Origin of the sequence: Nonomuraea sp. NPDC052116, from assembly GCF_040680035.1 — a bacterium.
Taxonomy (GTDB): domain Bacteria; phylum Actinomycetota; class Actinomycetes; order Streptosporangiales; family Streptosporangiaceae; genus Nonomuraea; species Nonomuraea angiospora_A.
Genome location: NZ_JBFAWA010000038.1, coordinates 56,029 through 74,334, shown reverse-complemented (window position 1 = coordinate 74,334; position 18,306 = coordinate 56,029). Strand labels below are relative to the sequence as shown.

16 protein-coding genes are annotated in these 18,306 nt (G+C 71.0%); 6 read left to right on the top strand and 10 right to left on the bottom strand.

Features of this window, described 5'->3' with window-relative positions:
- The first annotated feature begins 140 nt into the window (after positions 1-140).
- Positions 141-2,591, top strand: a complete 2,451-nt coding sequence (locus AB0L65_RS49445; RefSeq protein WP_364261556.1) for a hypothetical protein — start codon at positions 141-143, stop codon at positions 2,589-2,591.
- A gap of 38 nt (positions 2,592-2,629) precedes the next feature.
- Here the strand turns inward: AB0L65_RS49445 and AB0L65_RS49440 are convergent, their stop codons facing one another.
- Positions 2,630-4,426, bottom strand: a complete 1,797-nt coding sequence (locus AB0L65_RS49440; protein ID WP_364261553.1) for a DJ-1/PfpI family protein — start codon at positions 4,424-4,426, stop codon at positions 2,630-2,632.
- Between the two features lie 268 nt (positions 4,427-4,694).
- Between AB0L65_RS49440 and AB0L65_RS49435 the strand changes: the two genes are divergently transcribed.
- Positions 4,695-5,201, top strand: coding sequence for a GNAT family N-acetyltransferase (locus AB0L65_RS49435; protein ID WP_364261550.1), 507 nt, complete (start codon positions 4,695-4,697; stop codon positions 5,199-5,201).
- Positions 5,202-5,308: 107 nt separating this feature from the next.
- Positions 5,309-6,508 carry an FAD-dependent monooxygenase gene (locus AB0L65_RS49430; protein WP_364261547.1) on the top strand — a complete coding sequence of 400 codons (1,200 nt, stop codon included), beginning with the start codon at positions 5,309-5,311 and terminating at the stop codon, positions 6,506-6,508.
- A gap of 14 nt (positions 6,509-6,522) precedes the next feature.
- On the opposite strand, the gene AB0L65_RS49425 is transcribed toward AB0L65_RS49430, so the two are convergent.
- The 5 genes from AB0L65_RS49425 to AB0L65_RS49405 form a co-directional block, all read right to left on the bottom strand.
- Positions 6,523-7,104 (bottom strand): TIGR03086 family metal-binding protein, encoded by a 582-nt coding sequence (locus tag AB0L65_RS49425; protein ID WP_364261544.1) that lies wholly within the window; start codon positions 7,102-7,104, stop codon positions 6,523-6,525.
- Positions 7,105-7,196: 92 nt separating this feature from the next.
- Positions 7,197-8,180 (bottom strand): cytochrome d ubiquinol oxidase subunit II, encoded by a 984-nt coding sequence (gene cydB / locus AB0L65_RS49420; RefSeq protein ID WP_364261541.1) that lies wholly within the window; start codon positions 8,178-8,180, stop codon positions 7,197-7,199.
- A 30-nt stretch (positions 8,181-8,210) separates the two neighbouring features.
- On the bottom strand, positions 8,211-9,581 hold the full coding sequence (locus tag AB0L65_RS49415) for a cytochrome ubiquinol oxidase subunit I (RefSeq protein ID WP_364261538.1): 1,371 nt from the start codon (positions 9,579-9,581) through the stop codon (positions 8,211-8,213).
- Between the two features lie 35 nt (positions 9,582-9,616).
- Positions 9,617-10,693 (bottom strand): Gfo/Idh/MocA family oxidoreductase, encoded by a 1,077-nt coding sequence (locus AB0L65_RS49410; protein WP_364261535.1) that lies wholly within the window; start codon positions 10,691-10,693, stop codon positions 9,617-9,619.
- Entirely contained in the window at positions 10,678-11,382 is a 705-nt protein-coding gene (locus tag AB0L65_RS49405) for a ThuA domain-containing protein (protein ID WP_364261532.1), read from the bottom strand. Before AB0L65_RS49405 ends, AB0L65_RS49410 begins: the two co-directional genes overlap by 16 nt.
- Before the next feature lie 197 nt (positions 11,383-11,579).
- Between AB0L65_RS49405 and AB0L65_RS49400 the strand changes: the two genes are divergently transcribed.
- Positions 11,580-12,461, top strand: a complete 882-nt coding sequence (locus tag AB0L65_RS49400; protein ID WP_364261529.1) for a hypothetical protein — start codon at positions 11,580-11,582, stop codon at positions 12,459-12,461.
- An 82-nt stretch (positions 12,462-12,543) separates the two neighbouring features.
- Here AB0L65_RS49400 and asnB read toward each other — a convergent pair whose 3' ends face one another.
- Positions 12,544-14,388, bottom strand: a complete 1,845-nt coding sequence (gene asnB / locus AB0L65_RS49395; protein WP_364261526.1) for an asparagine synthase (glutamine-hydrolyzing) — start codon at positions 14,386-14,388, stop codon at positions 12,544-12,546.
- Between the two features lie 142 nt (positions 14,389-14,530).
- Here asnB and AB0L65_RS49390 point away from each other — a divergent pair, with 142 nt between their 5' ends.
- Positions 14,531-14,998, top strand: coding sequence for a PPOX class F420-dependent oxidoreductase (locus AB0L65_RS49390; protein ID WP_364261523.1), 468 nt, complete (start codon positions 14,531-14,533; stop codon positions 14,996-14,998).
- 28 nt (positions 14,999-15,026) lie between these two features.
- On the opposite strand, the gene AB0L65_RS49385 is transcribed toward AB0L65_RS49390, so the two are convergent.
- Positions 15,027-16,433, bottom strand: a complete 1,407-nt coding sequence (locus tag AB0L65_RS49385) for an MFS transporter (protein ID WP_364261520.1) — start codon at positions 16,431-16,433, stop codon at positions 15,027-15,029.
- A gap of 59 nt (positions 16,434-16,492) precedes the next feature.
- Here AB0L65_RS49385 and AB0L65_RS49380 point away from each other — a divergent pair, with 59 nt between their 5' ends.
- Positions 16,493-17,137 (top strand): TetR/AcrR family transcriptional regulator, encoded by a 645-nt coding sequence (locus tag AB0L65_RS49380; RefSeq protein WP_364261517.1) that lies wholly within the window; start codon positions 16,493-16,495, stop codon positions 17,135-17,137.
- A gap of 113 nt (positions 17,138-17,250) precedes the next feature.
- Here the strand turns inward: AB0L65_RS49380 and AB0L65_RS49375 are convergent, their stop codons facing one another.
- A complete protein-coding gene (locus AB0L65_RS49375; RefSeq protein ID WP_355197729.1) occupies positions 17,251-17,496 on the bottom strand; it encodes a hypothetical protein in 246 nt (81 codons plus the stop codon).
- 50 nt (positions 17,497-17,546) lie between these two features.
- Positions 17,547-18,275: a hypothetical protein gene (locus AB0L65_RS49370; RefSeq protein WP_364261514.1), complete on the bottom strand. Its 729-nt coding sequence runs from the start codon at positions 18,273-18,275 to the stop codon at positions 17,547-17,549.
- Positions 18,276-18,306: the final 31 nt, after the last annotated feature.

Sequence of the window (18,306 nt, the reverse complement as noted above, 5' to 3'; positions counted from 1 at the left end):
GCCGGCGCCATTGACGGGCCACGCCCATAAGGTTACGGTCGGGACCGGAATTGAGCGTAAACGAACACGACCCCGGAGGTGGTGCCGTGCGGATTCCCGTGGAGGGGCATTTAAAGTGGCCCCGGCTGACGCGCGGAGCGGTGGCGACGGCGCTCCTGGCGGCACTGCTCGCGGCACCGCCGGGAGCGCCCGCGTTCGCGGCCGACCTGCGGATCGCCAACGACGGCTTCGACAACGGGCTGGCCGGCTGGAGCGGCTCGCACACCGCGGGCGGCGTCGAGGCCGTGGCCTGGGACGGGCGCACCACGGCGCGCGTCACCGACGCCGACCCGGCCGCCGCCTACGGCAGGGAGAGCATGCCGGGCCTGCCCGCCACCGCGGGCACCCGCTACACCCTGCAGGCCCAGGTGTGGGCCGACAGCGGCACCGCGTACCTGTATCTGCGCTTCCGTGACGCCTCCGGCAACCTGCTGGCCGGCGGCGGCAACGCCCCGGCGACGGGCAGGCGCTGGAACCGCGTCACGGCCTCGGGCGTCGCGCCCGCCGGCACGGCCACCGTCTCGGCCCTCATCTACTCGGGCGTGGCCGACGTGGGCACCGCCTACTGGGACGAGGTGCTGATCACCAAGGACGTGACCGACCTGGGCGTGCAGATCGACAGCAGCGTGCCCAACGCCACCACGTTCGCGGGCGGCAGCGCGTACGCCGTCTACACCGGCACCGCGGAGGCCAACCCGCAGCTGGCCGTGATCGACGTGGCCACCGAGAAGGTGACCCGGAAGCTCACCATCCCCGACAGCGCGGCCACGCCCACCGTCGGCGGCTGGGCGGCGGCCACCGCCACCGACGGCAGCGTCTACCTCGGCACCTACCCCAACTCCAAGCTCTACCGGCACGTCCCCGGCCAGTCCACGATCACCGACCTCGGCCGGGCGGAGGGCGGCTACTCCTTCATCTGGGACCTGGAGCCGGGAGCGGGCGGGAAGGTGTACGGCGGCACCTACAACGACGGCCGCTACTTCAAGTACGACAACGGCGCCTTCACCACGATCGGCAGCGTGCCCATCGTGGCCGGCGCCCAGTACGTGCGCAGCCTCGCCCACGACCCGGCCGCGAACGCCACCTACCTCGGCACCGGCACGAACGCCGCCCTGATCAGGTACGACAACGTCACCGGCCGGGTGGACAGCCTCCTTCCGGCCGCCTACGCCCACAACTCGATGGTGGGCGGCCTCACCTGGACGGGCGACAGGCTGTTCGCCTGGATCGACCGCACCCTGCTCGTGCTGCGCGTCGTCCGCGACGCCGACGGCTCCTACTCGGCCGCCACCGACGCCGCGATCACCGACGTCGACCTGCACCACTCCCCGGCCCGCGACGGCCTGGTCTGGTTCGTCAAGGACGGCCTGCTGCACTCGTACGACATCGCCGCCCGGACCGTGCAGGCGACCTCCGTGCGGCCCGGACTCGACGTCACCGGCTACACCTGGTCGGGCAGCACCCTGGTCGGCCTCGGCGCGGCCACGGACGGCACCAGGATCTTCAAGTACGAGCCCGCCGGCGGCCGCTGGAGCAGCAATCTCGTGACCGGCACCCCCGTCCTGCCCGCCGCGATCAACGCGCTCGGCGCGGGACCCGACGGCCGCGTCTACACCGGCGGCTACCTGACCGGCGGCACCGGCGTCTACGACCCGCTGCGGGGCGACGACGACGAAAACCAGCCGGACCGGCCCACCCTCAACGGGCTCAACCAGACCGACAGCCTGCTGGCCCACGACGGCCTGCTCTACATCGGCGTCTATCCCTCGGCCAGGATCTACAGCTACCAGCCCGGCGGCCCGTGGCCGCCCACGCTCAGGTACACGGGCGGCGAGGCGGGCGACAAGGCCGACGACTGCGAGCCGGGCCAGGGCCCGCCCCCGCAGGACCGGCCGTACGCGCTGGCCGGCGGGCCGGACGGCACCGTCTACATGGGCACGGTGCCGAAGTACGGCAAACGCAGCGGCGCCCTCACCGTCTGGAAGCAGGGCACGGCAGGGCGGACCCTGTGCGTGGTGCCCGACCAGGCCGTCGTCTCGCTGGCGTACGCGGGCGGCAAGGTGTTCGGCGGCACCTCCACGCGCGGCGCCCTGGGCGTCGACCCCGTCTACGCCCCGGGGGCGTCGGCCACGCTGTTCTCCTACGACCCCGCCACCGGCACGGTGCGCACGCATCCGCTCCCGCTGACGGCGCCCAAGGCCGTCACGGCCCTGGCGGCGGTGGACGGCGAGCTGTGGGGGCTGGCGGGCGGCTCGCTGTTCACCCTCGATCCGGCGCGGCCCGAGGCGATCACCGTCAAACGGCTGTTCGCCGACCCCGACTACACGGCCAAGCCCAGCGCGGCCTGGCGCGACGGGGTGCTGTTGACCGTGCCCCAGGACCCGGCCCGCGTGTACGGCACGGCCGGCGACCAGATCTTCTCGATCGACAGGTCGACCAAGGCGGTGACCGTGTTGCGGACGGAAGCGGGGATGGAAGGACTGACGGCCGACCACTTCGGCAACCTCTACTACAAGATCAACGAGCGCCTCTTCCGGCTCGCCCGGCCATGAGGCGGATTTCGGCCTGAACCGATACCACGCGGAGGGGGTCAGCGCTCGGGAGCCGTCGTCACCGGCGGCTCCTCGGGCGCCGGCGCGTCGGACGGTTCCGGGCGCCGGGCGCGGATCCGGCGGGACACCATGCCGGTCGCGACGGCGGCGGCGCCGCCCAGCAGGGCGAGCAGCACGGGGACGAGGGTGGCGGACCACGGCCAGGCGCTGCCGGTCAGCTTGACGTCGAGCACCGGGTACTCCAGCGTCTTGGCGGTGAACCGGGCGGTCTGCACGTCGTAGGTGCGGGCGAGGTCGCGCAGCACCGGGTCGAACGCGAACTCCGGGTTGACGTGGAGGTACTCGGGCCGCGGCCCCGTGGCGGCCGCCGCGCGGCGGCTCGCGGCGTCCAGCCCCGGCACGAGGAGACGGTCGAGGTCGGCCGCCGCGACGGTCGAACGCGGGACGAACGTCAGCCCGTGCTTGGAGTGGATCACGCCGTCACCGACCGCGACGGTGCGCCCGACCATGGACTCCTCGGTGTAGGAGACGAACGCGGAGGCGAGCTCCAGCTCCCCGACGCCCTCGGTGAGCTGGACGCCGATGGTCGTCGGCCCGGTCTGGTAGGAGGCGTTGAGCGCGACGACCACGTCCGACGGCGCCAGAGCGGATTCGGGGATCCGCGCGGCCCTGCCGGGCAGGTAGTGGCGCCAGTGGACCCGCTGCGCCGCCGCACGCGCGGTGTCCGCGTCGAGCAGCCGTTCGATGATCCGGAGACCGCCGTCCACCCCTGACAGCACGCCGCCGGTGGTGATCACGTTTCCGTCGTCGACGTACCGCGTGCCGCTCGTCCACTTGACGTCGGGGAAGTCCTTCCGCAGCCCGGACAGCCGCAGCCAGTGGGAGGTGGCGGGCCTGCCGTCCAGCAGTCCGCTCGCGGCGAACGTACGGGCGCCGGCGCAGACGCTGACGGTCAGCGCGCCGGCGGCCGACTGCTGCCGCAGCCAGGCCCTGATCGAGGCGGACTCGGCCGGATCGGGCGGCTGCAGGGCCGGGATCACCACGGCGTCGAGGCTGTCGTTCCGCTCGCTCATCAGCCGCGTCAGCTCGTCGAACGTCAGGTCCGGCACGATGTCCAGGCCGCCGGTCAGGGGCACCAGCCGGGGTCCCGCCGAGACGACGTAGGTGTTCACCCGGCCGGTGCCCGCCAGCACCTCGTACGGGCCGAGCAGGTCGGCCACGTTGGAGCCCTTGCCGCCGACCAGGAAGGCCACCGTGGGCTTGGCCGGGTCATGGGCCTTGGCCACCGGCTGGGCCGACGCCGCGTCCGAGCGCGCCCGGTACAGGTCGCCGAACTTGCCGATGGTGTTCACCGCGGAGACCGAAGCGGGGATCAGCAGCACGGCCAGCACCACGGCCGTCCTTCTGACCCACTTCCACGGGACGCGCAGGCGGTGGTGATGGCGGAGGTACTCCTCGCGCCGCCACAGCATGGCCACGGCCATGAGGACGAACATCAGCGTGTGCCCGATCGCCATCACCAGGTGGCCCGGCAACGCGCCGAACCAGTACGGGACGAGCAGCACGAGGAACGGCGCGAACATCGCCAGGCCCATCTCGCCGATGGCGGCCCAGCCGTGGCGGCGCACCCGCATCCAGATCGCCATGCCGATCGTCATGTCGGCGGCCATGATCAACGTGCTGACGTCGAACCGGGTGTCCCCCGGCAGGACCGCGCTCCACACCAGGCCGAGCAGCAGCATCCCGAGGCTCATCGCGATGACCATCTCGACGTAGTGCCAGACGAAGCGCCCGGCCAGGCGCGCCTTTCCCGTCTGTGGTTCGTCAACAGCCATTGCCGGACTCCTGAACGTCGTCGGTGAGGGGGTTGTGGCGCCCTGCTTGACCGGTGCCAGTTCAGCCCGGCGGCCGGAAGCCGGGCAAGCGGTGACCGGCCGGCTTGTCCGAATAGCCGGGCATCGTGTCGCTTTCGGCCTTGCTCATCAGGGGCCCTGCTGCCGACCAGCACCGCCCCGACGTGGCGGTGATCGGCATCGACCCGCCCCACGTGGACGAGCTCATCGACGCCGTCCGCCGGGTCGCACGCGGCGATAGCGTTTTCCCATGAACGGAGCAATCAACGTGTTCCCGGCATCTCCCGGCGACGGGGACGCGGTGGGTGAGATCCACGCCGAGTCCTGGAAGGCCGCCTATGCCGGATTCTTCCCAACGGAGTTCTTCGACGAGGCGGTGAGCCACCGGCGCGGCAAATGGCACGGCGTGCTCGCCGAGGGCAAGGACACCATCCTGCTGGCCACGCTGGACGGGCGACCGCTGGCGTTCTCCTACTTCGGCACCTCGCCGGCGCACCCGGAGTCGGCGGAGATCTTCGGCTTCTACGGTCACCCCGACGGCTGGGGCACCGGCATCGCGGCTGCCCTGATGACCGCGTCCCTGGACAGGATCCGCGAGGAGGGCTTCGGGCGGATCCATCTGTGGACGCTGCGTGGCACCCCCCAGTCCCGTCGTTTCTACGCCAAGAGCGGCTTCACGGAGTCCGGCGCGGTCCGCGACCACGACTTCGGCGACGGCAACCCGATCGAGCAGGTCGAGTACGAGCTGATCCGCTGAGCGGACGCGCTCGTCCCGTTCTCTGGAACGCCCCATCCCCAGACAGCCGACCGAGCCCTGTTACTCTTAGTGACAAATATGTCACCTTGTGCAATACGGGGGCTCTTGTGAAGGTCGCCTGCGTCGGTGGCGGACCCGCCAATCTGTACTTCTCCATCCTGATGAAGCGGGTGGACCCGTCCCACGACATCACCGTCTACGAGCGAAACCCGGCCGGATCGACGTACGGCTGGGGCGTGACCTACTGGGACGAGCTGCTCGGCTACCTGCTCGCCGCCGACCCCGAGTCCGCGAGCGCCATCCGCGCGAACTCGGTCCACTGGGACAGCTGGGTCGCGCACATCCACGACCGCGCGACGGTGAGGGTGGATCACGGGGACGAGGGTTTCGGCATCGGCCGGCACCTGCTGCTCGACATCCTCGTCGAACGGGCCCGCGCGCTCGGCGTACGCGTCGAGTTCGAGCGCGAGATCACCGGCGAGCACGAGCTGCCCGAGGCCGAGCTCATCGTCGCCGGCGACGGCGTCAAGAGCACGCTGCGGCAGCGCCACGCCGGCCACTTCGGCCCCGAGTTCGCGGTCGGGAACAACTTCTACACCTGGCTCGGCACCACCCGGATCTTCAAGGACTTCACCTTCGCCTTCACGGAGACCCCGCACGGCTGGATCTGGTGCTACGGCTACGGATTCAGCCGGACGCACAGCACCTGCGTCGTCGAGTGCTCCCCCGCGACCTGGCGCGGGCTCGGGTTCCACGAGGCCGACGAGGCCGACAGCCTGGCCGTCCTGGAGAAGCTCTTCTCCGAGATCCTGGACGGGCACCCGCTGATCGGCCGGGCGCACCCCGACGGCAGCTCGCACTGGCTGAACTTCCGCACCCTGACCTGCCGCACGTGGCACCGCGACAACGTCGTCCTGCTCGGGGACGCCGCGCACACCACGCACTACTCCATCGGCGCGGGCACCGCCCTCGCGCTCGGGGACGCCGCCGGCCTGGTCAACGCGCTGTACGAGGAGGCGACGCTGCCGGCCGCCCTCGCCCGCTACGAGCGCGACCGCAAAACCGCGATCCAGGGCACCCAGAAGAGCGCCCACCGCAGCGCCCAGTGGTACGAGAACCTGCCGCGCTACATCGACCTGCCGCCGGGGCAGATGTTCACGCTGCTCGGCCACCGGCACTCCGCGCTGCTCCCGCACGTGCCGCCGAAGCTGTTCTACGTGATCAGCCAGGTGGCCGAGTCGGCGACCGGGCTCGTGTCCTGGCTGGGCTCGAAGGTCACGCGCACCCCGGACGCGCCCGCGAGGTGATCGCGGGGCTCCGGTCAGGCGGACCAGTGGGGGTCGCGGCCGAGCAGACCGAGGACGCGATGCTGGAGCGGAGCGTCGCCGGGCACCGCGACCTCTGGGCCGAAGACGACGATGCCCGGGCCGAAGGCGCCGGGGATGCGCATCTCCTCGGGGATCCGCTGGACGGCGGGCCACATCTCCTCGAGCTCGGCCGGGTCGATCGTGTCGTCCTGGCCGGTCGCGCGGGCGAGGTCCCAGCCGTGCAGCACCATGTCGGCGCTGACGACCTGGTCGATGTGCCGCTCGACGGACATGCGCCCGCCGGGGGTGTCGATCTCCCGCGCGGCGGCGGCCGGGTCGGTGAGCAGCGACTCGACGTCGGCACGCGCGGAGGCGAAGGCGGCGGCCGGGTCTTCCTCGACGGGCGGCGCGGGGCTGAGCGACCTGCCGAGCGGGCTGAGCATCGCGGCGTGCATGTCGACGATGTGGCCGACGACGTCTCTGGAGGTCCATTCCGCGCAGGGGGACGGGTTGGACCACTGGCCGGGAGCGACCGCGGCGATCTTGGCCGCGAAGATGTCGGCTCGGGTCCGATAGCGGTCGGCGATCTCGCTCATGAGGGCTCCTTCTCCTCCCCGGCTCCGATGATGATATCCGTGGCGAGGCCGCGTGCGATGATCAAGCGCAGGTCGCCGCCAGGTGATGTATGTCAGCCGACGCCGATCCGGTGGCGGAAGACCCAGTACGTCCAGCCCTGGTACAGCAGCACCAGCGGCAGGAAGATCACCGCGACCCAGGTCATGAGGCCGAGCGTCTTCGGGGTCGCGGCCGCGTTGCGGGCGGTCAGGCTGTAGGCCGGGTTGATCGTCGAGGGCAGGACGTCGGGATAGAGGACCGTGAACAGGCTGATCACGGTCAGACCGATGGCGACCGCCGACAGCAGGAACGCCCAGCCCTGGCGGCCCCGGCCCACGGCGACCAGCGAGGACGCGAAGGCGACGACGGCCAGGACCGCCAGGACGACCGTGGCGGGGCTCCCGCCCTGGAGCTGCGTCCAGGCCAGGAAGACCACCGCGAGCACCGCCGCGACGACGCCCGTCCGCACCGCCACCGCGACCGCGCGCCGGCTGATCTCCCCGGTGCTCTTCAGCGCCAGGAACACGGCCCCGTGCGTGGCGAACAGCGCCAGCGTCGTCAGCCCGCCGAACAGCGCGTACGGGTTGAGCAGGTCCGCCACCGTGCCCACGTACTCGTGGCGGGAGTCGAGCCGCAGGCCCCGCACGATGTTCGCGAAGGCGACGCCCCACAGCAGCGCGGGCACGAACGAGCCCGCCACGATGCCCGCGTCCCACCGCCGCCGCCAGATCAGGGAGTCGCGTTTGCCGCGGTACTCGAAGGCCACCCCGCGCACGATCAGCGCCACCAGGATCACCAGCAGCGGCAGGTAGAACGCGCTGAACAGCGAGGCGTACCACTCGGGGAAGGCGGCGAACGTGGCCGCTCCCGCGGTGATCAGCCACACCTCGTTGCCGTCCCAGACGGGGCCGATCGTCTCGATCATCGCGTGGCGTTCGGCGTCGTTCCTGGCGACGACGGGCAGCAGCATGCCGACGCCGAAGTCGAACCCCTCCAGGACGAAATAGCCGAGCCAGAGCACGGCGATCGCCACGAACCAGACGTCGGTGAGCTCCATGCCGCGATCTCTCCCCCGGTAGGCGGGCGACTAGTAGGCGGGCGACGGCTCGCCCGGCTCGGTGCTGTCGCCGGACGGCGGGGCCATCCGGCCGTACTTGATCATGAGGCCCGCCTCCACCACGGCCAGCACGCCGTACAGGAGGGTGAAGACGATCAGCGAGGTCAGCACGGTGCCCACCCCGACGCTGGGCGAGACGCCGTGAACGGTCTTCATCTGGGTGAAGACGATCCACGGCTGCCTGGCCGTCTCGGTGAAGATCCAGCCGAAGCTGTGCGCGAGGAAGGGCAGCACGACGGACCACACGGCGGCCCGCCAGATCCAGCCCTTGCCGCGTACGCGTCCGCCGCGGGTCAGCCAGAGCAGGACGAGCGCCACCAGCCCCGCGAGCATGCCGAAGCCGATCATCAGCCGGAAGGACCAGTAGGCGAGCGGGATGTAGGGACGGTAGTCCCCCGGGCCGAACCTGCGCTGGTACTCCCGCTGGAGGTCGTTGACGCCGTGCACCTTGCCGTCGAACGAGCCGGTGGCCAGCTGGGACAGCAGGCCCGGGATCTCCAGCGCGAAGATCGGCCTCGTGCCGTCGAGCGTCCCGATGGTGAACAGGGAGAACGGCGCCGGCTGCCGGGTTTCGTAGAGCGCCTCGGCGGCGGCCATCTTCATCGGCTGCGTCTGCGTCATGATCTTGCCGAGGACGTCGCCGGAGCCGAGGGTGCCGACGGCGCCCACCAGCACCGCGACCGCGCCGAGCCGGAGGGACGGGCGGAAGACGTCGGCGTCCCGCTTCCTGGCCAGGTGCCAGGCGGAGACAGCCATGAGGATCACCCCGCCGGCCAGCCAGCAGCCCAGGATGGTGTGCGGGAAGGTGGCCAGCAGGACCTTGTTGGTCAGCACGGCCCCGAAGTCGGCCAGCTCCGCCCGCCGGTGGACGGTGAAGCCCACCGGCCACTGCATGAACGAGTTGGCGGCCAGGATGAAGTAGGCGGACACCATGCTGCCGATCGCGACCGTCCAGATGCACGCGAGATGCACCAGCTTGGGCAGCCGGTCCCAGCCGAACATCCACAGCCCCAGGAACGTCGACTCCAGGAAGAACGCCAGCAGCGCCTCCAGCGCGAGCGGGGCGCCGAAGACGTCACCGACGAACCTGGAGTAGGAGCTCCAGTTCATCCCGAACTGGAACTCCTGCACGATCCCCGTGACCACGCCCATGGCGAAGTTGATCAGGAAGAGCGTGCCCCAGAACTTGGTGGCGCGCAGGTAGGCCGGGTTGCCGGTGCGCACCCAGGCCGTGTTCAGGATCGCCACCAGCACCGACAGCCCGATCGTGAGCGGCACGAACAGGAAGTGGTACACCGTGACGATCCCGAACTGCCAGCGCGCGAGATCCACGGTGTCCATGTTCTAACGGTAAGTGCCCGATCGAGCGCTCCCGGTTACGACACGCTCGAATGGAGGGCCACGGGACGAGGACGTTCGCAGGTGCTCGTGATGGTCACCGCCGCGCCCGAGTCCGCCGCGGCCAGCAGCGACTCCATGACGTCGAGCACGTGGAAGGCCAGCGAGCCGCCCGCGCGGAGCTCCTGGTCCGCCGCGAAGTCGAGCAGCCCCACGCCGCGCCCGGCCCCGACGTAGCCGGCCGACTCCGCAAGCTCCTGCCAGCCGTCCTTGCCCGAGATCAGGACCTGGCCGTCGAAGCGGTTCGGGTCGGGTACGACGAGCGAGCCCTGCTCACCGTGCACCTCGATGTTGGGCGCCTTGGTCGCCGCCCCGTCGAAGCTCATCACCAGCGTGGACAGCGCACCCGAGGCGTGCACCAGCACCCCGGTGACGTGGGTGTCGACCGTGACCGGGATCTCCTCGCCCTGGCGGGGGCCCGAGCCGATGGTGCGCTTGGCACGCGTACGGCTGGCCGCGCCGATGACGCGCGCCACCGGCCCGAGCAGCGTCACCAGGCTGGTGATGTAGTACGGCCCCATGTCCAGGAGCGGGCCGCCGCCGGGGACGTAGTAGAAGTCGGGGTTCGGATGCCAGCGTTCGTGACCGGGCGTCATCATCGTCGCGGTCGCCGCGATCGGCCTGCCGATCAGGCCGTCGTCGATGGCCTTGCGCGCGGTCTGCGTGCCCGTGCCCAGCACCGTGTCGGGCGCGCACCCCACGCGTACCCGAGCGGCGGCGGCCGCCTCGAGCACGCGCGTGGCGTCCGCGGCCGTCGCGGCAAGGGGCTTCTCGCAGTAGACGTCCTTGCCGGCCGCTATGGCCTGCAGCGCGACCTCGGCGTGGGCGGCGGGAATGGTGAGGTTGAGCACGACGTCCACGCGCGGGTCCGCCAGCAGCTCCGCCACGCTCAGCACGTCGACCCCCTCATAGGGGCCCACCGCCTCCCGGGCCCGGTCGAGATCCAGATCGGCCACGGCCACCAGCCGCAGCTGCGGCAACCGGTCGATGGTCCGGAAGTACTGGGCCGAGATCGCCCCGCACCCCACGACGCCGACGTTCACCGGCTGGCCCACAACATTCCCCTTTCGATGATGGTGCGCACGCTGTCGTTCTGCAGGACGTCGAGGCTGTGCCCGGGGGTGGTGACGAAGATCTTCCCGCTCCCCCACCGGCGGGTCCAGATCGCCGGCGAGGTGACCTCCCGGTGCCAGGGATCCCACGGGCGGACCTGCTGCGTCGTCGTCGCCAGCACGTCGATGTAGTCGTCGGTCAGGACCCAGTACTGCTCGGTGACGAGGTCGAAGTCGGCGATGCCCTCGGTGATGGGGTGCGTGGCCGCCTCGGGCAGCATGTTGACGGTGTACGGCACGAAGTTGTCGGCCTGCGAGCCTTCCCGCTCGGCCGGATCCTTGCCGGGATGGCAGGCGAACTGCCCGCCGATGAGATGCAGGTAGTCGGAGGAGTTGCGGTAGGAGTCGGCGATGCCGCCGTGCCAGCCGGCCATCCCGGTGCCCGCGCGGATCGCGGCCTCCAGCCCGCTCAGCTCCTCCCTCTCGATCGTGCCCATCGTGTAGGACTGCACGATGAGGTCGATGCCGGACATGAACGCGGAGTCCGCGTACGGCGCAGGAGACTCCGCCCGATGCACCTCGAACCCCTGCTTCTCGAGGAAGGGCACGAAGAGCTCGGTGGCCTCGACCGGGGCGTGACCTTCCCAGCCCCCGCGCACCACCAGCGCCTTCCTGCCGTGTTCGTCTGCCATGCTCCCGCCTATCGCTTAAGGGACAAACGACTCTGATATTCGCATTTCACACCTAACTATCTGAAGAGGTGTCCGCCATCTGGCGCATGAAGGCAACGGATGCGGGCAGCGCTGTGCGGGCGGGTCCCCCGGCGCCGGCTTACACGTGGCTTAGTCCGTCGGGGTTCTAATCGGACAAACCCGATGTGGAGGACAAGGTGCCACCAACTGACCAACCACACGAGGAACTGTCATGCGAACCGGACGGGCCGCGCAGGCGCGTCCCACGACCGCTGATCGTCGCCGCCGCCGTCGTGCTGGCGACGACGGGCGGGATCGGAGTCGCCTCGGCGGCGTCGGGAACGACGCCGACGGGCACGCCGACCCCCACGCCGACGGTCAGCGAGACGCCCACGGAGACACCGACCACGACACCGACCGAGCCACCCGCCGACCCGACCGAAACGCCCACGGATACGCCCACCACGGAACCTCCTGACATAGCGCCGATCAACCCGTCGGCGTTCGTCGGAACCATGCACGGCGAGTTCGCGGTGGCGACGAAGGACGGCTGCGGCACCGTGACCCTGTTCGCGCAGACCGGGCAGGCGACCGCCGTCGCGGAGGACTCGATCACCGTGCGCAGCCAGGACGGCTTCGAGCGCACGTACGCGATCGACGACAACACGCACACCATCGCCGGACGGCGCGGCAACAGCGCGGTCAAGCAGGACGACTGGGTGTCGGTGACCGCGATCGGTGCCGACCAGACGTCCACGCCCACGGCCACAACCACAGACACAACCACAGACACGGCCACGGCCACGGCCACGGCCACAGCCGCCACCGTCTACGACCTGACGCGGCCCATGAAGCGGATCTGGTCGTACAAGGGCTGGAAGCAGGCATGGCAGTGGTGGCCAGGCACGCCTGCGTGGCAGACCCCGACCGCGTGCCCGACGCCGACCACGACGCCGACCGAGACGCCGACCGAGACGCCGACCGGCACTCCGACGGAAACGCCCACCGAGACCCCGGCCCCCGATCCGACGTCATCGGTCTCCGAGACCCCGACCCCGACGCCCACGCCGACCTCCTGATCGGCAGGTAGCGCCGTCTTCGTCCCGAGCGGCTCCCCTCTCACTCGGGCGTCGAACGGCGTGCCGCGTTCTCGGCCGGCGGTCAGAGCGCGAGATGGACCCGGTACTCCCTGAGCCACGCGTCGAGCTGCAGCAGCCGCTCCAGCGAGGCGCGGGCCGCGAGGGAGCTGGAGTCGCCCACGGGGCGATCGACGAGCGCACGCGCCTTGTCCAGGTCGAGCAGCTGGGCACAGGGCGTGTCGCGCTCGAGCAGGGCGCGGGCCTCCTCGCGCAGGGCCTGTTCGTAGGCGGGGTCCTGGGTGGCCGGGTAGGGGCTCTTGACGCGCTGGAGCACCGACTCCGGCAGCAGGTCCGCGGCGGCCGCGCGCAGCAGGCTCTTCTCCCGCCCGTCGAAGGTCTTCATCGCCCAGGGGGCGTTGAAGACGTACTCCACCAGCCGGTGGTCGCAGAACGGCACCCGGACCTCCAGCCCGACGGCCATGCTCATCCGGTCCTTGCGGTCGAGCAGGATCTGCACGAACCGGGTGAGGTGCAGGTAGCTGATCTCGCGCATGCGCCGCTCGTGCCCCGTCTCGCCGGGCAGCTCGGGCACCTCGGCCATGGCCTGGCGGTAGCTCGTGTCCTGGTAGCCGGTGACGTCGAGCGTGCGCTCCAGGTCCTCCTTGAACAGCTGCTCCACCCCCAGGCGGTCGGTGAGGCCGCCGATGAACCACGGGAAGGTGTCGGCCGCCACCGCCGCGGGGTCGTGGAACCACCGGTAGCCGCCGAACACCTCGTCGGCCGACTCCCCGGACAGCGCCACCGTGGAGTGTCCCCTGATCGCCTCGAACAGCAGGTAGAGCGAGCTGTCCATGTCGCCGATGCCGATCGGCAGGTCCCGGGCGCGCAGCACGGCGGCCCGCACGGCCGGGTTCATCAGCTCCCGCGAGTCGAGCACGATGTCGGTGTGCTCGGCGGCGATGTGCTCGGCCACCTCGTGGACGTACGGCGCGTCGGGCGTCGAACGGGTCGCGTCGGGCTTGAAGTGCTCGGTGTAGCCGGCGAAGTCCACGGCGAACGAGCGGACGCTCCCCAGATCCTGCTCCGCCAGGCCCTTGGCGGCGAGCGCGGTGATCGTGCTGGAGTCGAGGCCGCCCGACAGCAGCGCGCACAGCGGCACGTCGCTGATGAGCTGGCGGTGGACGATGTCCTCCAGCAGGTCGCGCACCGTCTTGACGGTGGAGTCGACGTCGTGCTGGTGCTCGTGGGACTCCAGCTGCCAGTAGCGGCGCTTGTTGCACCCGTCGCGGCTCACCCGGATGAGCTGGCCGGGGCGCACCTCGTACATGCCTTTGAAGATCCCGTGCTCCGGCGTCTTGACGTACGCCACCAGCTCGCGGAGCCCGTCGGCGTCGATCACCCGGTGGGCGAGCGGGTTGGCGAGGATCGCCTTGGGCTCCGAGCCGAACAGCACGCCGTGGGCGGTCGGGTAGTAGTACAGCGGCTTGATCCCCATGCGGTCGCGGACCAGCAGCAGCTCCTCGCGCTCGGCGTCCCAGATGGCGAAGGCGTACATGCCGTTCAGGCGGGCGGCCAGGTCCTCGCCCCACTCGACGTAGGCGCGCAGGACGACCTCGGTGTCGCTCTGGGTGCGGAAGCGGTGCCCGCGGGCGGCCAGCTCCGCGCGCAGCTCGCGGTAGTTGTACACCTCTCCGCTGTACGTGAGGACGGCCGGCTCGCGCCCGTCCTCGTCGGCGACCATGGGCTGCCGGCCGCCGGGGAGGTCGATGATGGCCAGCCTCCGGTGGCCGATGGCGGCGTGCGGCGCCATCCAGAGCCCTTGGTCGTCGGGGCCGCGGCAGGCCATCGTGTCCGTCATGGCCTGCGCGGTGGCCCTCTCGCCCATCAGGTCCCGCTCGAAGTCAACCCAGCCGCAGATGCCGCACATGCCCGACTCCTCCCGATTGCCCCGACGCCTCCCTGATGCCCCGCCCGGGCGGGTTATCACGCCGGGGAACGCCTCCGGCCCGGCAGCCGCCGCTTCGGATGAAAGGATCGAAGCGTTTTCGTATGACCGAAAGGCACATGAGATGGCTCCGAACATCGCCACCGCACGCCACGTCGACCTGCCCGAGCTGCTGGAGTTCCTCCGCCCCAGGCACCACGGCCTGCTCTCGACCACCCGCAAGGACGGCCGGCCGCAGCTGTCACCCGTCAGCTGCGGGGTCGACGAGGACGGCCGGATCGTGGTCTCCACCTATCCCGACCGGGTCAAGGCCCGCAACGCCCGCCGCGACGAGCGGGTGTCCGTCTGCGTGCTGTCCGACGACTGGAACGGCCCGTACGTCCAGGTCGACGGGCACGCGGAGGTGCTGGACATGCCCGAGGCCCTCGAAGCCCTGGTCGAGTACTACCGGTGCATCGCCGGCGAGCACCCCGACTGGGACGAGTACCGGGCGGCCATGCGGCGCCAGGACAAGTCGCTGATCCGCGTCCACATCGACCGCTGGGGCCCCATCGCGACCGGCGGCTTCCCCGCCCGCCTGATATCGGAGTGACGCCCGGCGTTCTCCGACGGCACGCCCGTTAGTCCTTCCTGGCGGGCAGCAGGTACACCAGGACCGCCGCCACGCTCGCGACGGCGAAGGTGAACACCGAGGACATCCCCAGGCCGTGGGCCGCCGCGGCGGCCCGGTCTCCGGTGGCGGGATCGAAGGCGTGGAAGAACACGACTCCGATGAGCGCGACGCCGAGCGCGTTGCCGACCTGCTGGGCGGTGGACAGCACGCCGGAGGCCATGCCCACGTCCGCGGGGTCGATCCGGGCCAGCACCGCGTTGAGCGACGGCGTGATGAGCAGCCCTCCACCGACGCTCTGCAGCATGAGCGTCGGGATGACGACCGCCGGCGTGAACGGCAGGCCGCCGATCAGCACGGCCGCCGTGACCGCGTACCCGGTGGCGAGCACGACGGCCCCGAACTCCAGGACGCGACGGCCGTACCTGGGCACGAGCCGGCCGGCGACCATGCTGAAGACGAAGAAGGTGAGGGCGGCCGGGGCATAGACCAGCCCGGCCCCGAGTGCCGGCATGCCGAGCCCGTCCTGCAGGGAGATCGACAGCACGAGGTAGTACGACGAGAGCAGCGCGTAGATCATCAGGACGAGAGGGATGCCGACGGCGAACGACCGCGCGCGGAACAGGGAGATCCGCACCAGCGGAGTGGCGGTCCTGCGCTCGACGAGGACGAAGAGGGCGAAAGCGGGAACCGCCGCGGCCAGGCAGACCCACGTCCACCAGGGCCATCCCGCCTGCCGTCCCTGGATGAGCGGGAAGGTCAGGAGGAACAGCGCGACGCTGAGCACGACGACCCCCGGCAGGTCGAGCCGGCGCGCGAGCGGCGCCCGCGACTCCGGCAGGAACCTGGCCGCGAGCAGGATCGCGACGAGGCCGATCGGGACGTTGATCCAGAACACGGGGCGCCAGCCGGAGCCGAGCAGGTCGGCGCCGATCAGCAGGCCGCCGACGAGCTGGCCGCCGACGGTGGCGAGCCCCATGACGGCTCCGAGCACCCCGTACGCGCGGTGCCTGCCCTGCTCCGGGACCAGCACGGTGATGACCGCGTAGACCTGCGGGAGCATCAGCGCGGCGCCCAGGCCCTGCACGAGACGGGCCGCGATGAGGGCGAGCGCGGCCGGGGCGAGCGCGCACGCGACGGACGCCAGCGTGAACAGGGCCATGCCGGCGACGAAGGTCCGCTTGCGGCCGTACAGGTCGCCGAGCCGGCCACCGGTGACGAGGAACACCGCGTAGGTGAGCTGGTAGCCGACCAGGATCCACTGCAGCTCGCCGCCGGAGGCGCCCAGGTCGGCCTGGATCGCCGGTCCCGCGACGATGACGATGTACGAGTCCAGAAGCGCCATGAACGCGCCGACCAGCACGATCGACACGGCGTTCCATGGCGTGGCGGCCACGGTGCGAGGCGTTGTTGTCATAGTCACGAAGAAAACGTACGATCGTTCGTACTTAAAGGCAAGTGACATGATGAGGGCTCATGAGCGAGCTAGAGCAACCCGCCCCCGCGACGGCCGGGATCTCCGACCAGCGCCTCCTGCGCGGCGCGCGGGCCAGGCAGACGATCACGCGCCACGCCGTGGACGTCGCGTCGCTGGAAGGGCTCAACGGGCTCAGCATCGGCCGGCTGGCCACCGACCTCGGGCTCAGCAAGAGCGGGGTCGCCACGCTCTTCGGGACGAAGGAGAAGCTGCAGCTCGCCACCGTGGCCTCGGCGCGCGAGGCGTTCCGCGACGCCGTCATCCGGCCGGTTTCGGACATGCCCCACGGCGTGGCCCGGCTGCGCGCGCTCACCGAGCGCTGGATCTCCTACGCCGAGACTCCCCTGTTCGAGGGCGGCTGCTTCTGGGCGGCGAACCTCCCCGACTTCGACAGCCGGCCGGGGCCGGTGCGCGACGCGCTCGTCGGCCACCACCGCGACTGGCTCGCGCTCATCGCCGGCGAGCTGCGCGGCGCCGTGGCCGCCGGCGAGATCGCCGACCTGGACGCCGAGCTCGCGGCCTTCCAGATCGACGCGGTGCTCATGGCGGCGAACACCGCGCTGCGCCTCGGCGACCACGAGGCCGTGGGCAAGGTCCGCCGCGTCGTCGAGGGATTCGCGGGCGCACGATCATCCTCGTCCTGACCTGGGCTTTAGCCAAGGAACAGATAAAGGACAGCAAAAATCCCCAAATCTCTCTCGTCCAGAATTAGAGGACCCGCGCCGTGGATAGGGACATATAAGGAATTCGCGTCCTGCTAGGAGGGATCATGGCCGTCACCCAGCCGCGAGGGCGCACGACCGCCGGACCCGACGGGAATGGCACCAAGCGGTTCAGCCTGGACCTGCCGATGCTCGGCATCCAGGTCCGGCAGCCCGAAATGCGGATGCCACACATAGAAATGCCACACATCGAGATGCCACGCATGCCGCGGATGCAGATGCCACGGATGCAGATGCCGAACATCGCGATGCCACGTGTCAGCAAGCAGGAGCTCGGTCACTACGTCGACGTCGCCCGGACGTTCCTCCCTCCGCCCGAACGCATGGCCTATTACGGCGCGCTCGGCGCGCTCGCCGCGGTCGGGGTGCTCGAATGGCCCGTCGCGGCCGCCATCGGCGCCGGGACGATCCTCGCTCGGCGGGGACTGCCGCGGGCGGCGTTCGGGAGGCAGCGCGCGACCACCACACCGACCAGGGAGCCTGCGGCCCGGGAGACCACGACCCCGAGCAGGCGTACCACGACCGGGACGACCAAGCGGGCCACGACCGCCACCCGGCGCGGCACGACCGGGACCACGACCACCGGCACCACCACGCGGCGCAGGGCCGCCACGACCGGCGGCACGACCGGGACCACGACCACCGGCACCACCACAAGGCGCAGGGCCGCCACAACTGGCGGCACGACCGGGACCACGACCACCGGCACCACCACAAGGCGCAGGGCCACCACGACCGGCGGCACCACCGCCGCCACCGGCGGCACCGCCAGGAGCACGACCAGAAGCACCGCCGCCAAGCCGGTCACGACGACCGGCACCACCACGCGGCGCAGGGCCGCCACGGCCGGCGGCGCGACCGGCACCACCAAGAGCACGACCAGAGGCACCGCCGCCAAGTCGTCGACCGGCCGCACCACCGCCAAGAGCACCACCGCCAAGAGCACCGGCACCACGAGAAGCAGCACGAGAAGCACGACGCGCAAGGCGACCGGGACCTCCCGCGCCACCACCAGGTAGACCACCTCGACTTCGAGCTCGACAAGCAGGCGAAAGAGCACCGCACCGAGCAGGTGACCACGACGCCGTAGA